Source organism: Kribbella sp. NBC_01510, assembly GCF_045040325.1.
Classification (GTDB): Bacteria; Actinomycetota; Actinomycetes; order Propionibacteriales; family Kribbellaceae; genus Kribbella.
This window is the reverse complement of the sequence record NZ_CP109418.1, coordinates 1,381,942-1,396,032: the sequence shown is the minus strand read 5'-3', so window position 1 is coordinate 1,396,032 and position 14,091 is coordinate 1,381,942. Positions and strand designations below refer to the sequence as shown.

At 68.3% G+C, this 14,091-nt stretch carries 14 protein-coding genes; 13 read left to right on the top strand and 1 reads right to left on the bottom strand.

From position 1 onward, the window contains the following. Positions 1 to 1,272, bottom strand: a complete 1,272-nt coding sequence (locus OG558_RS06920; protein ID WP_405069454.1) for an isochorismate synthase MenF — start codon at positions 1,270 to 1,272, stop codon at positions 1 to 3. Positions 1,273 to 1,414: 142 nt separating this feature from the next. Between OG558_RS06920 and OG558_RS06915 the strand changes: the two genes are divergently transcribed. The 13 genes from OG558_RS06915 to nuoK all read left to right on the top strand — a co-directional run bounded on the left by OG558_RS06915 (position 1,415) and on the right by nuoK (position 14,086). After that, positions 1,415 to 2,113, top strand: coding sequence for a demethylmenaquinone methyltransferase (locus tag OG558_RS06915; protein ID WP_405069453.1), 699 nt, complete (start codon positions 1,415 to 1,417; stop codon positions 2,111 to 2,113). A gap of 153 nt (positions 2,114 to 2,266) precedes the next feature. After that, positions 2,267 to 3,580 (top strand): geranylgeranyl reductase family protein, encoded by a 1,314-nt coding sequence (locus tag OG558_RS06910; RefSeq protein ID WP_328526922.1) that lies wholly within the window; start codon positions 2,267 to 2,269, stop codon positions 3,578 to 3,580. A gap of 105 nt (positions 3,581 to 3,685) precedes the next feature. Beyond that, a complete protein-coding gene (locus OG558_RS06905) occupies positions 3,686 to 4,045 on the top strand; it encodes an NADH-quinone oxidoreductase subunit A (protein WP_132147066.1) in 360 nt (119 codons plus the stop codon). Positions 4,046 to 4,048: 3 nt separating this feature from the next. Next, positions 4,049 to 4,603: an NADH-quinone oxidoreductase subunit B family protein gene (locus OG558_RS06900; RefSeq protein ID WP_329482322.1), complete on the top strand. Its 555-nt coding sequence runs from the start codon at positions 4,049 to 4,051 to the stop codon at positions 4,601 to 4,603. Further along, complete coding sequence (locus OG558_RS06895; protein ID WP_405069452.1) at positions 4,600 to 5,307, top strand: NADH-quinone oxidoreductase subunit C; 708 nt, start codon at positions 4,600 to 4,602, stop codon at positions 5,305 to 5,307. The genes OG558_RS06900 and OG558_RS06895 overlap by 4 nt, the downstream gene beginning before the upstream one ends. Further along, complete coding sequence (locus OG558_RS06890; protein WP_405069451.1) at positions 5,307 to 6,659, top strand: NADH-quinone oxidoreductase subunit D; 1,353 nt, start codon at positions 5,307 to 5,309, stop codon at positions 6,657 to 6,659. The genes OG558_RS06895 and OG558_RS06890 overlap by 1 nt, the downstream gene beginning before the upstream one ends. Then, positions 6,660 to 7,391 carry an NADH-quinone oxidoreductase subunit NuoE gene (gene nuoE / locus OG558_RS06885; RefSeq protein WP_405069450.1) on the top strand — a complete coding sequence of 244 codons (732 nt, stop codon included), beginning with the start codon at positions 6,660 to 6,662 and terminating at the stop codon, positions 7,389 to 7,391. It abuts the gene before it with no gap. Between the two features lie 2 nt (positions 7,392 to 7,393). Next, positions 7,394 to 8,695 carry an NADH-quinone oxidoreductase subunit NuoF gene (gene nuoF / locus OG558_RS06880; RefSeq protein ID WP_405069449.1) on the top strand — a complete coding sequence of 434 codons (1,302 nt, stop codon included), beginning with the start codon at positions 7,394 to 7,396 and terminating at the stop codon, positions 8,693 to 8,695. Then, positions 8,692 to 11,127 (top strand): NADH-quinone oxidoreductase subunit G, encoded by a 2,436-nt coding sequence (locus OG558_RS06875; RefSeq protein ID WP_405069448.1) that lies wholly within the window; start codon positions 8,692 to 8,694, stop codon positions 11,125 to 11,127. Before nuoF ends, OG558_RS06875 begins: the two co-directional genes overlap by 4 nt. Beyond that, positions 11,124 to 12,434, top strand: coding sequence for an NADH-quinone oxidoreductase subunit NuoH (gene nuoH, locus OG558_RS06870; protein ID WP_405069447.1), 1,311 nt, complete (start codon positions 11,124 to 11,126; stop codon positions 12,432 to 12,434). Before OG558_RS06875 ends, nuoH begins: the two co-directional genes overlap by 4 nt. Beyond that, positions 12,427 to 12,984, top strand: coding sequence for an NADH-quinone oxidoreductase subunit NuoI (nuoI, locus tag OG558_RS06865; protein ID WP_405069446.1), 558 nt, complete (start codon positions 12,427 to 12,429; stop codon positions 12,982 to 12,984). Before nuoH ends, nuoI begins: the two co-directional genes overlap by 8 nt. After that, positions 12,981 to 13,790, top strand: a complete 810-nt coding sequence (locus OG558_RS06860; RefSeq protein ID WP_329482314.1) for an NADH-quinone oxidoreductase subunit J — start codon at positions 12,981 to 12,983, stop codon at positions 13,788 to 13,790. The genes nuoI and OG558_RS06860 overlap by 4 nt, the downstream gene beginning before the upstream one ends. Then, the gene (gene nuoK, locus OG558_RS06855; protein WP_328525962.1) at positions 13,787 to 14,086 is read left to right on the top strand and encodes an NADH-quinone oxidoreductase subunit NuoK; all 300 of its coding nucleotides are present in this window, start codon (positions 13,787 to 13,789) and stop codon (positions 14,084 to 14,086) included. The genes OG558_RS06860 and nuoK overlap by 4 nt, the downstream gene beginning before the upstream one ends. Positions 14,087 to 14,091: the final 5 nt, after the last annotated feature.

Below are 14,091 nucleotides of genomic sequence, written 5' to 3'. Positions count from 1 at the left end.
TCAGTCTCCCAACGCGTCTCTCATCGGAACCAGCTTGGCGTTCGTCTCGGCCAGCTCGGCCACAGGGTTGGAGCCCGCCACGATCCCCGCGCCGGCGAACAGCCGCATCCGGCGTGGGTCGTCAGGGTCGGCCTGACCGCAGCGCAGCGCGATGCACCATTCGCCGTCCCCGGCCGCGTCCATCCAGCCGACCGGTCCGCTGAACCGGCCGCGCTGCATGCCCTCGACCTCACCGATCAGGTCGCGCGCGACGGAGGTCGGCGTACCGCAGATCGCGGCGGACGGGTGCAGCGCGGCGGCCAGGCCGAGCGCGTTCGCTCCGTTCGCGGCGACGCCGGCGACGTCGGTGGCCAGATGCATCACGTTCGGCAGGTGCAGCACGAACGGCGTCTCGGGCACGTTCATCGACTTGCAGTGCGGCTTGAGCGCGTCGGCCACCGACCGTACGGCGTACTCGTGCTCCTCCAGGTCCTTGCTGGACCGGGCCAGCGATGCGGCCAGCGCCAGATCGTGCGCGTCGTCGCCGGTACGGCGGATGGTCCCGGCCAGCACGCGGGACGTGATCAGGCCCTTCTCCCGCCGGACCAGCAGCTCCGGGGTGGCGCCGATCAGCCCGTCGACGGAGAACGTCCAGCAGTTCGGGTACGACGTCGACAGCCGGCGCAACGGCCAGCGCAGGTCGATCGGCTGCGCGGCGATCGCGATCAGGTCGCGGGCCAGCACCACCTTGTCCAGCTCGCCGGCGGTGATCCGCTGCACGGCGTCCGCGACGATGCTCGACCAGTCCGTGCCGGACCGGGCCCCGTCCGCGAACGTCACGTCGTACACCGGCGACGGCTCGTTGGTGACGAGATCGGGAAGTGCGGGCAACGAGCTGGCGAGCGAGATCGTGGTCACCCAGGTGGTGCCGCCCCGGCGGCCGACGATCACCTCCGGGACGACCAGCTCACTCGGGTCCTGATCGGTGAAGCCGAACGACCCGAAGCAGACCAGTCCCGAGCCTGGTACGCCGACCTCGTCGCGGATCACCGCAGCCGCGGTCAGCTCGTTCCACCAGTCCACCGCCTCCTGGAAGCGGTTGCCACCGGCAACGTCGAGCCGGGCGGCGACGCCCCAGCCGACCTGACCGTCGCCACGTCGTACCCAGGCCAGTCCGCCGTCGGGCGGCAGATGGTCCATCAGCTGCGCCGACACTCCGTCGGCGGGCTGGCTGCGGATCACTAGATGGGGAGCGGGCTGATGACCGGATCGGACCGGGTCAGACAAGGCCACAGGACCCCTCCTCGCTCGCGCTCCGGCCCCGGATCACGATGGCCGGCCGCCTCCCTGGAGATGCACTCACGAGATGCAAGCGTATGCCTGTCCGATGTCCAGCGAATTTCGGTGCCTGTCACGCCCGTGATGAACTAGACATGTGACCCGCGCAGATCTCAGCAAGGAACCGCATGCCGTGGCGGCCATGTTCGACAACGTGGCCGAGGGGTACGACCGGACCAACGCGGTGGCGACGATGGGTCTGGAGAAGCTGCACTGGCGGCCGGCCACGCTGGCCGAGATCGCGCCGCGCAAGGGGCTGAAGATCCTCGACCTGGCCGCTGGGACCGGCGCGTCCAGCATCAAATTGCGGGAGGCCGGCGCCGAGGTGGTGTCGTGCGACTTCTCGGTCGGCATGCTCCGGGTCGGCAAACGCCGCTACCCCGAGCTCGACCTGATCGCCGGGGACGCGCTGCGGCTCCCGTTCGCCGACGACACGTTCGACGTGGTGACGATCTCGTGGGCGCTGCGGAACGTGAACGACGTCACGGTCGCGCTGCGCGAGATGCTCCGGGTGACCCGGCCCGGCGGGCGGCTCGTCGTACTGGAGAACTCGCATCCGACCTGGAAGCCGTTCCGGGTCGCCTACCTGGAGTACATGATGCGTGCCGTGCCGGTAGTCGCGAAGGCGGTGTCGACGAACCCCGAGGCCTACGAGTACCTGGCCGAGTCGGTCCGCGCCTGGCCGGCCCAGGAACCGCTGGCTCGCACCATCGAGGACGCCGGCTGGACCCGCGTCCAGTGGCGCAACCTGACCGGTGGTCTGGTCGCCATCCACCGCGCGGTGAAGCCGGTCTAATTTTCGCAAGGAAAGCCGCGCGTAAATCGGTTGCTACCAAGGGATTCCGGGCCGGTTTCGTGTCGAAGTCAGGCAGTTCTAGACTGTCGGATGACGAGCATTCGTGAATCGCTTCACGAGCGCACACCCCCCAACTTCCAGGCCGGGATCGAGATGAGCCAGAGCGTGCCGAACGGGCAGCAGGCGGAGACCGCTGATGTGATCGTCGTCGGCGCCGGACCCGCAGGCTCGGCCGCGGCGTACCACCTGGCCAACGCCGGACTCGACGTCCTGTTGCTGGAGAAGACCGCGTTCCCGCGGGAGAAGGTCTGCGGCGACGGGCTCACCCCGCGGGGCACCAAGCAGCTCATCAACATGGGCATCGACATCTCCGAAGAGGCCGGCTGGATCCGCAACTACGGTCTGCGGATCCAGGGCGCCGGGCACGTCCTGCAACTCGACTGGCCGGACCTGGCCAGCCACCCGAACTACGGCCTGACCCGGAACCGGATGGACTTCGACGACATGCTCGCCCGGCAGGCCGTGAAGGCCGGGGCGCGGCTGCGCGAGCGGACCAACGTGAGCGGCCCGATCCTGGACGACCGGGGCCACATCGTCGGCGTCACCGCGAAGCCGGTCGACGACAACGGCCGGCGGGCGGGCGCCGACGTGGAGTTCCGGGCGCCGCTGGTGATGGCCGCCGACGGCAACTCGTCGCGGCTCAGCATCGCGATGGGCCTGCACAAGCGCGACGACCGGCCGATGGGTGTCGCCGTACGGACGTACTTCACCAGCCCGCGGACCGACGACGACTACCTCGAGTCGTGGCTCGAGCTGTGGGCCGACGACCCCAAGCAGCCGGGCCAGCGGGTGCTGCTGCCCGGGTACGGCTGGATCTTCGGGATGGGCGACGGCACCGTCAACGTCGGGCTCGGCATCCTGAACACCTCCGACGCGTTCGGCAAGGTCGACTACGCCGACCTGCTGAAGCAGTGGCTGAAGAACACGCCGGAGGAGTGGCAGTTCCGCGACGAGTTCCAGACCATCCCGATTCGTGGGGCGGCGCTGCCGATGGGCTTCAACCGGCAGCCGCACTACACCCGCGGACTCATGCTGCTGGGTGATGCCGGCGGCATGGTCAACCCGTTCAATGGCGAAGGCATCCCGTACGCGATGGAGTCCGGGGCGTTCGCCGCCGAGGTCGCCGCCCAGGCCCTGCACCGGCAGCCGAACCAGCGGGAGCGCGCGTTGTCGGCGTACCCGAAGGCGCTGAAGCAGGAGTACGGCGGTTACTACACGCTCGGCCGGATCTTCGTGAAGCTGATCGGAAATCCGGAGGTGATGCGGCTGTGCACGAAGTACGGTCTGCCGCGCACCACTTTGATGAAGTTCACCTTGAAGTTGCTGGCCAACCTCACCGACCCGCGCGACGGCGACGTGATGGACAAGATCATCAACGGTCTCACCAAGCTCGCACCGGCGGCCTGACCGGCGGGGCGGGTGAGCTGACCCACAGCGGTACTGATAACACAGTGCTGTTCCGAAACACAGACAGACAAGACCACCGGCTGAAGGAGAGGGAGCACGAGAACGATGCACCCTTACGTACCGATCCTCGTTCTCGGTGTGCTCGCGGCGATCTTCGTGGCGGGCACTCTGGTGACGAGCGCGCTGGTCGGACCCAAGCGCTACAACCGGGCCAAGCTCGACTCCTACGAGTGTGGGATCGAGCCGACCCCGCAGCCGGTCGGTGGCGGGCGGTTCCCGGTCAAGTACTACATCACCGCGATGCTCTTCATCGTGTTCGACATCGAGATCATCTTCCTCTACCCCTGGGCGGTCGCCTTCGACCAGATGGCGCTGTTCGGGCTGATCGAGATGGTCATCTTCATCGTCACCGTCTTCGTCGCGTACGCCTACGTGTGGCGTCGGGGCGGACTGGAGTGGGACTGAACTATGGGTGTTGAGGAACAGCTTCCGGCCGGCGTACTGCTGACCACCATCGAGGGCCTGTCCGGCTACATGCGGAAGGCGTCGTTGTGGCCGGCAACCTTCGGGCTCGCCTGCTGCGCGATCGAGATGATGACGACGGGTGCGCCGCGGTACGACGCCGCCCGCTTCGGCATGGAGGTCTTCCGGGCGTCGCCGCGGCAGGCCGACCTGATGATCGTGGCCGGCCGGGTGAGCCAGAAGATGGCCCCGGTACTGCGCCAGATCTACGACCAGATGCCGAACCCGAAGTGGGTGCTGGCGATGGGTGTCTGCGCGTCGTCCGGCGGCATGTTCAACAACTACGCGATCGTGCAGGGCGTGGACCACGTCGTACCGGTCGACATGTACCTGCCCGGCTGCCCGCCGCGGCCGGAGATGCTGCTGGACGCGTTCCTGAAGCTGCACGACAAGATCCAGCACAGCAAGCTCGGCGCCAACAAGCGCGCGGAGCTGCAGGAGCGGGAGGTGGCCGCGCTGGCCGCTGCCCCGACGATCGAGATGAAGGGGCTTCTCCGGTGAGCGACACGCAACCCGAGAACCTGCCGGCGACGTCGGCGGCCGGTGACGCTCAGACCCCGGCGGCCGAGGTGGTGGACCAGCGCGAGGGCATGTTCGGTGTCCGCGGCACCGGTGACACCTCCGGCTTCGGCGGCCTGCGCCGCCAGGTCGCACTGCCCGGCGGTACGCCGAAGCCGTACGGCTCGTGGTTCGACGGCGCGACCGACCGGCTCGAGGGCCTGGCCGGCGACGGCGCGATCGAGAAGGTCGTGGTCGACCGCAGCGAGCTGACCCTGCACATCAAGCGCGAGCATCTGGTCGATGTCTGCCGGCACCTGCGCGACGACGAGGCGCTGCGGTTCGAGTTCTGCTCCGGTGTCAGCGGGGTGCACTACCCCCACGAGACCGGCCGCGAACTGCACGCCGTCTACCACCTGCTGTCGATCACCCACAACCGCCGGATCCGGCTGGAGGTGTCGGCGCCCGACAGCGACCCACACATCCCGTCCGTCGTCTCGGTCTACCCGGCCAACGACTGGCACGAGCGCGAGACCTGGGACTTCTTCGGCATCGTCTTCGACGGTCACCCGGCGCTGACCCGGATCCAGATGCCCGACGACTGGCCGGGCCACCCGCAGCGCAAGGACTACCCGCTCGGCGGGATCGACGTCGAGTACAAGGGCGCCGTCATCCCACCGCCCGACACGCGGAGGTCGTACAACTGATGACCCAAACACATTCGACACCGTCAGACCCGTACGCGACCACTCGCGACACCACCGAGGGCAAGGTCTTCACCGTCACCGGTCAGGACTGGGACGCGGTCGTGGCCGGCCTCGGCGACGAGCCCGAAGAGCGCATCGTCGTCAACATGGGGCCGCAGCACCCGTCCACCCACGGCGTACTCCGGCTGATCCTCGAGATCGAGGGCGAGACAGTGACCGAGGCCCGCTGCGGCATCGGCTACCTGCACACCGGTATCGAGAAGAACATGGAGTTCCGCTCCTGGGTGCAGGGCGTCACGTTCTGCACCCGGATGGACTACCTGTCGCCGTTCTACAACGAGGCGGCCTACAGCCTCGCGGTCGAGCGGCTGCTCGGGATCGAGGACCAGATCCCCGAGAAGGCGAACGTGATGCGGGTGCTCCTGATGGAGCTCAACCGGATCAGCAGCCACCTGGTCTGCATCGCCACCGGTGGCATGGAGATCGGCGCGCTGACCGTGATGACGATCGGCTTCCGTGAGCGGGAGATGACACTCGACCTGTTCGAGCTGATCACCGGCCTGCGGATGAACCACGCGTTCATCCGGCCGGGCGGTGTCGCCCAGGACCTGCCGCCGGGTGCGCTGGACAAGATCCGCGAGTACATCACCTGGATGAACAAGCACCTGCCCGAGTACGCCGAGCTCTGCAACGCGAACCCGATCTTCAAGGCCCGGCTGCAGAACGTCGGCTACCTGGATCTGGCCGGCTGCATGGCCCTCGGCATCAGCGGCCCGCCGCTGCGCTCGACCGGCTACGCGATGGACCTGCGCAAGTCCCAGCCGTACTGCGGCTACGAGACGTACGACTTCGACGTACCGACCTGGGACTCCGCGGACTCCTACGGGCGGTTCCGGGTCCGGCTGCAGGAGATGCACGAGTCGCTGAAGATCGTCGAGCAGTGCGCCGACCGGCTGGCGAAGATGGAAGGCGAGCCGGTGATGGTGGCCGACAAGAAGATCGGCTGGCCGAGCCAGCTGGCCGTCGGCTCCGACGGGATGGGCAACTCCCTCGACCACATCAAGCACATCATGGGCGAGTCGATGGAAGCACTGATCCATCACTTCAAGCTGGTCACCGAGGGCTTCCGGGTGCCGGCCGGCCAGGCGTACGTCGCCCTCGAGTCGCCGCGTGGTGAGCTCGGCTGCCACCTGGTCTCCGACGGCGGCACCAAGCCGTACCGGGCGCACTTCCGTGACCCGTCCTTCGCAAACCTGCAGGCGATGCCGATCATGTGCGAGGGCGCACAGGTCGCCGACGTGATCGTCGCCGTCGCCAGCCTTGACCCGGTGATGGGTGGAGTGGACCGATAGATGGCCGAGAACCACGCGACCGCAACCGACAAGCCGGTGCCGTACAGCACCGGTGACTCGAAGATCACCGACGCCACGATCGCGGAGATGCGCGAGATCATGGCGCGGTACCCGCAGGCCCGGTCGGCGCTGCTGCCGATGCTGCACCTGGTGCAGTCGGTGGAGGGCCGGGTCACCCCGGAGGGCATCGAGATCTGCGCCGACCTGCTCGAGCTGACCGGCGCCGAGGTGTCCGCGGTGGCGACCTTCTACACGATGTACAAGCGCCGCCCGGTCGGCGACTACCACGTCGGGGTCTGCACCAACACGCTCTGCGCCGTGATGGGTGGCGACCTGATCTTCGACCGGCTCAAGCAGCACCTCGACGTCGGCAACGACGAGACCACCGAGGACGGCAAGATCACCCTCGAGCACCTGGAGTGCAACGCCGCCTGCGACTACGCGCCGGTGATGATGGTGAACTGGGAGTTCTTCGACGACATGACGCCGGAGTCGGCCACCAAGCTGGTCGACGACCTGCGCGAGGGCAACGAGGTGAAGTCGCCGCGCGGTGCGACGATCTGCACCTGGCGCGAGGCCGAGCGAGTGCTGGCCGGCTTCCCCGACGGCCGTGCCGACGAGGGCCCGACCGGCGGCAAGGCGACGCTGGCCGGCCTCCGGCTGGCCCGCGAGCGCAACTGGACCGCCCCGGGGCAGCGGTCCCGGACCGACCGGACCCAGAAGGAGGACTGACCATGCTGACCCCGGTACTGTCCGACAACTGGGACCAGATCCGTTCCTGGCAGCTCTCGTCGTACCAGCGGTCCGGCGGGTACGAGGCCCTCCGTACGGCGCTGCAGATGCAGCCGGCCGACGTGGTCACCGCCGTCAAGGACTCCGGTCTGCGCGGCCGTGGCGGCGCGGGCTTCCCGACCGGGATGAAGTGGTCGTTCATCCCGCAGGACAACCCGAAGCCGAAGTACCTGGTGGTGAACGCGGACGAGTCCGAGCCGGGCACCTGCAAGGACATCCCGCTGATGCTCGCCTCGCCGCACACGCTGGTCGAAGGCGTCATCATCGCGTCCTACGCGATCCGCGCGAGTGCTGCGTTCATCTATGTCCGCGGCGAGGTCCTGCACGTGGTCCGCCGGCTGCAGCAGGCGGTTGCCGAGGCGAAGGAAGCCGGCTTCATCGGCCAGAACATCCTCGGCAGCGGCTACGACCTGGACGTGATCGTGCACGCCGGCGCCGGCGCCTACATCTGCGGCGAGGAGACGGCGCTGCTGGACTCGCTGGAAGGACGTCGCGGTCAACCTCGGCTGCGTCCTCCGTTCCCGGCGGTGGCGGGTCTCTACGGCTCGCCCACTGTTATCAACAACGTCGAGTCGATCGCGTCGGTTCCCGTCATCCTCAAGAACGGCGCCGACTGGTTCGCCTCGATGGGCACCGAGAAGTCCAAGGGCATGACGCTGTACTCGCTGTCCGGGCATGTCACCCGCCCGGGGCAGTACGAGGCGCCGATGGGCATCACGCTGCGGGAGCTGATCGACCTGGCCGGCGGTGTCCGTCAGGGCCATGAGCTGAAGTTCTGGACGCCGGGTGGTTCGTCCACGCCGCTGCTGACCTCGGAGCACCTCGACGTCCCGCTGGACTACGAGGGCGTCGGCTCGGTCGGGTCGATGCTGGGCACCAAGGCGCTGCAGATCTTCGACGACAGCACCTGCGTCGTCCGCTCGGTGCTGCGCTGGACCGAGTTCTACAAGCACGAGTCCTGCGGCAAGTGCACGCCCTGCCGCGAGGGCACCTGGTGGCTGGTACAGATCCTCGAGCGGCTGGAGCACGGCAAGGGCACCGAGGAGGACCTGGTCACCCTGCTCGACCTGTGCGAGAACATCACCGGCCGTTCGTTCTGCGCGCTGGCCGACGGTGCGACCGCGCCGATCACCAGCTCGATCCAGTACTTCAAGGACGAGTACCTGGCGCACTTCGAGAACGGCGGCTGCCCGTTCGACCCGATGGCAAGCACTGTCTTCGCTACCGCTGGAGCAAGCGCATGACGATCGCTAACAACACAGTGAACCCGTCGTCTGCCGAGGTGGAGCGGACCGACCTGATCACCGTGACCATCGACGACATCGAGGTCAAGGTTCCGAAGAACACCCTGCTGATCCGCGCCGCGGAGCAGATCGGGATCCAGATCCCGCGGTTCTGCGACCACCCGCTGCTCGACCCGGTCGGCGCCTGCCGGCAGTGCCTGGTCGAGATCACCGACGCCGGGAACGGCCGGGGGATGCCGAAGCCGCAGGCCTCCTGCACGATCACCGTCGCCGACGGCATGGTGGTCCGGACCCAGGTGTCCTCGCCGGTGGCGGACAAGGCCCAGCACGGGAACATGGAGTTCCTGCTGATCAACCACCCGCTGGACTGCCCGGTCTGCGACAAGGGCGGCGAGTGCCCGCTGCAGAACCAGGCGATGAGCAACGGCGGCGGCGAGAGCCGGTTCCACGAGATCAAGCGGACCTACCCGAAGCCGATCAACATCTCCGCCGAGGTGCTGCTGGACCGCGAGCGCTGCATCCTCTGCGCACGCTGCACCCGGTTCTCCGAGCAGATCGCCGGTGACCCGTTCATCGCGCTGATCGAGCGCGGCGCGCTGCAGCAGGTCGGCATCTACGAGAAGGAGCCGTTCGAGAGCTACTTCTCCGGCAACACGATCCAGATCTGCCCGGTCGGTGCGCTGACGAGTGCGGCGTACCGGTTCCGGTCCCGGCCGTTCGACCTGGTGTCGGTGCCGTCGGTGGCCGAGCACGACTCCTCCGGTGCGGCGATCCGGGTCGACTACCGGCGCGGCAAGGTGATGCGCCGGCTCGCCGGTGACGACCCGCAGGTCAACGAGGAGTGGATCTCCGACAAGGACCGGTTCGCGTTCAACTACGCGACCACCGGCGACCGGCTGACCCACCCGATGATCCGCGAGGACGGCGAGCTGCGGCCGGCGTCCTGGCCGGAGGCACTGTCCTTCGCGGCGGAGAACCTGACCGCGGCCCGTGGCAACGCGGCCGTGCTGACCGGCGGCCGGCTGACCGTCGAGGACGCCTACGCCTACTCGAAGTTCGCCCGGGTCGCCCTCGGCACCAACGACATCGACTTCCGGGCCCGGCCGCACTCCGCGGAGGAGGCGGACTTCCTCGCCGCCGCGGTGGCCGGCACCGGTCTCGGTACGACGTTCGGCGACCTCGAGCGGGCCGGATCCGTGCTGCTCGTCGGGTTCGAGCCGGAAGAGGAAGCGCCGTCGGTCTTCCTCCGGCTGCGCAAGGGCGTCCGGGCCCACGGCACCAAGGTCTTCACGGTCGCGGCCTACGGGTCCCGCGGCGTCGAGAAGCTGGACGGCGTCGTCGTACCGGCATCGCCGGGCACCGAGGCCGCCGTACTGGCCGACCTCGGTGCCGCCGGTTCAGCCGGGGCCGCGGCGCGGGCCGCGCTCGGTGCGGACTCGATCATCATCGTGGGTGAGCGGCTCGCGAGCGCGCCGGGTGGTTACTCGGCCGCGCTGCGGCTGGCGCTCGACACGGGTGCGCAGCTGGCCTGGATCCCGCGGCGTGCGGGTGACCGCAGCGCGCTCGAGGCCGGCTGCCTGCCGGGACTGCTGCCCGGTGGCCGGCTGGTGTCCGACCCGCAGGCGCGCGTCGACCTGCAGGCCGCGTGGGGTGTGGAGCACCTGCCGGCGAACGTCGGCAAGGACCTGACCGAGATCCTGGCTTCGGCCGGATCCCTGGCCGCCCTGGTGGTCGCGGGGGTCGAGATCGACGACCTGCCCGACCCGGCGGCTGCTCTGGCCGCGCTCGGGGCCGCGCCGTTCGTGGTCAGCTTCGAGGTCCGCAACTCGCAGGTGACCGAGCACGCAGATGTCGTCTTCCCGGTGGTACCGCCGGCGGAGAAGGACGGCACCTTCGTCAACTGGGAGGGCCGCGAGCGGTCGTTCCCGGTGGTGCTGCCGGTCCCGGCCGCGATGCCCGACGTCCGGGCGCTGGCCGCGCTGGCGCAGGAGATGGACCGGTCGCTCGGGTTCGCCACTCCGGCCGGGGCGAAGAAGGAGTACGACGAGCTCGGCCGCTGGGACGGGGATCGCGCGCAGGAGCCGACGTACCCGGCCGGTCCGTCGCTCGGCGCGTTCGACTCCACCCGGCTGGCGACCTGGCGGATGCTGATCGACGACAGCCGGGCGAACGACGGTGAGCCGCACCTGACCGCCACCGCGCGGACGCCGGTCGCACGGATCTCGCTCACCACCGCGCGGCGGCTCGGTGTCGCCGACGGGGACGAGTTGGCGGTCAGCACCGACGCCGGCTCGATCCGGCTGCCGGTGGTGATCACCGACATGACCGACAACGTGGTCTGGCTGCCGACCAACTCGGCCGACTCCCATGTCCGCCGGTCTCTGCACGCCGACCATGGCTCGATCGTCACGATCGCCGGAGGGAACGCATGACCAACATTCCGCTCGCGGTGCCGGACGCAGGGGTCGGGAACGACGAGTGGTGGGTCGTCGGCCTCAAGGTGCTGCTGGTCTTCGTCTTCCTGATCGTGCTGACGCTGTTCAACATCTGGTGGGAGCGCCGGGTCGTTGCCCGGATGCAGCACCGGATCGGACCGAACGTGCACGGCCCGTTCGGTCTGCTCCAGTCGCTCGCGGACGGCATGAAGCTGATGTTCAAGGAAGACCTGATGCCGAAGGGTGTGGACAAGCTCGTCTACGTCCTGGCGCCGGTGATCGTGTCGATCCCGGCCTTCCTGACCTTCGCAGTGATCCCGTTCGGGCCGACGGTGAGGATCCCGTTCACCGACACCTACACCCGGCTGCAGATCACCGACCTGCCGGTCTCGGTGCTGTACGTGATGGCGGTCGCGTCGATCGGCATCTACGGCATCGTGCTCGGCGGCTGGTCGTCCAACTCGACGTACTCGCTGCTCGGTGGCCTGCGGTCCAGCGCGCAGATGATCTCGTACGAGGTCGCCATGGGCCTGGCGCTGGTGACCGTGTTCCTGTTCGCCGGCTCGATGTCCACCTCGGAGATCGTCGCGGCGCAGTCGCACCAGACCGTGCACGTGCTCGGTACGGCGATCTCGCTGCCCGGGTGGTACGCGTTCCTGCTGTTCCCGTCGTTCGTGATCTACGTGATCTCGATGGTCGGCGAGACGAACCGGGCGCCGTTCGACCTGCCGGAGGCCGAGGGCGAGCTGGTGGCCGGCTTCCTGACCGAGTACTCGTCGATGAAGTACGCGATGTTCTTCCTGGCCGAGTACATCAACATGGCGACCGTGTCGGCGCTGGCCACCACGCTGTTCCTGGGCGGCTGGCGGGCCCCGTGGCCGATCTCGCTCTGGGACGGCGCGAACTCCGGCTACTGGCCGGTGCTGTGGTTCGTCGGCAAGATGATGTGCTTCATCTTCTTCTACATCTGGCTGCGCGGCACGCTGCCGCGACTGCGCTACGACCAGTTCATGCGGCTCGGCTGGAAGATCCTGATCCCGATCTCGCTGGCCTGGATCCTGCTGGTCGCGACCGTCCGCGCGGTCGGCCGGGAGACCACCTTCAGCCGCAGCACGCTGCTGGTCGCCGCCGCCGTCGTGCTGGTGATCGCGGTGATCACCCTGTTCGTGCCGGGGAAGCCCAAGGAAGACAAGACCGAGGTCGACGACGGCGAGGAGTTCGATGCCTTCGCCGGCGGCTTCCCGGTGCCACCACCGCTCGTCAAGACTCCGAGCCGAAATGAGGCGGACGTCAGCCGTGGCTGAGAAAAAGACAGTCAAAGAGTCCCTCTGGGATCCGGTAGCCGGGTTCGGGGTCACCTTCCGGACGATGTTCCGGAAGACGTTCACCGAGGAGTACCCGTTCGAGAAGAAGCCGACGGCCCCACGCTTCCACGGCCGGCACCAGCTGAACCGCTGGCCGGACGGCCTGGAGAAGTGCATCGGCTGTGAGCTGTGCGCGTGGGCCTGCCCCGCAGACGCGATCTACGTCGAGGGCGCGGACAACAGCGAGGGCGGACGGTTCTCCCCTGGTGAGCGCTACGGTCGCGTCTACCAGATCAACTACCTGCGCTGCATCCTCTGCGGTCTGTGCATCGAGGCCTGCCCGACCCGGGCGCTCACGATGACCAACGAGTACGAGCTCGCCGACAGCAGTCGCGCGTCCCTCATCTACGAGAAGAAGGACCTGCTGGCGCCGCTGCTCCCGGGCATGCAGGAGCCGCCGCACGACATGCAGCTCGGCAGCACCGAGAAGGACTACTACCTCGGTCTGACCGGTGCCGCCGTACCGGCCGAGGGTGGTGACGCCAAATGATCGGCATGGTCACCGGCGGGCAGTTCGCGTTCTGGATGCTGGCCCCGGTCATGATCCTGGCCGCGATCGCGATGGTCCTGGTCCGCAAGGCGGTGCACTCGGCGCTGCTGCTGGCGACGGTGATGATCTGCCTCGCGGTGCAGTACGCCGCTCAGGACGCGCCGTTCCTGTTCGCCGTACAGATCATCGTCTACACCGGCGCGATCCTGATGCTGTTCCTCTTCGTGCTGATGCTGGTCGGTGTGGACGCCTCCGACTCCCTGGTCGAGACGATCCGCGGGCAGCGACTGCTGGCCGCGGTGGCGTTCCTCGGCTTCGGGATCCTGCTGGTCGCCGCCGTCGGCAACGGGATCTGGGGGCACCCGCTCGGCCTGGCCGACGCGCAGCCGGAGGGGAACGTCAGGGGCCTCGCGCAGCTGCTGTTCGGCAAGTACGTGTTCGCCTTCGAAGTGACCTCGGCGCTGCTGATCACCGCGGCGATGGGCGCGATGATGCTGGCCCACCGTGAGCGGCTGACCAAGAAGAGGACCCAGCGCGACCACGCCGAGGAGCGGATCCGCAAGTACGCCGAGCAGGGGATCCATCCGGGTCCGCTGCCGACTCCCGGCGTACTGGCCCGGCACAACGCCGTCGACACGCCGGCGCTGCTGCCGGACGGGTCGATCGCACCGACGTCGGTTTCGCGTGTGCTGCAGGCACGTGGCACCGTGTTCCCCGAAGCCGAGGAGCGGGCCGACATCGACGAGGTCCGCCAGCTCGACTCGGGCGACGACTACGACGACTCCGACGAGGGAGCGAAGGCATGACGACCGAGCCGTACATCGTGCTCGCGGCGATTCTTTTCAGTATCGGCGCACTCGGCGTGCTGGTGCGCCGCAACGCCATCGTCGTCTTCATGTGCGTCGAACTGATGCTGAATGCAACGAACCTCGCGTTCGTCACCTTCGCCCGCCAGCACGGCAACCTCGACGGCCAGATCGCCGCCTTCTTCGTGATGGTGGTGGCCGCGGCCGAGGTGGTCGTCGGACTGGCGATCATCATGGCCATCTTCCGCACCCGTCGCTCGGCCTCGGTCGACGACGCCAACCTGCTCAAGTACTGAGGTAA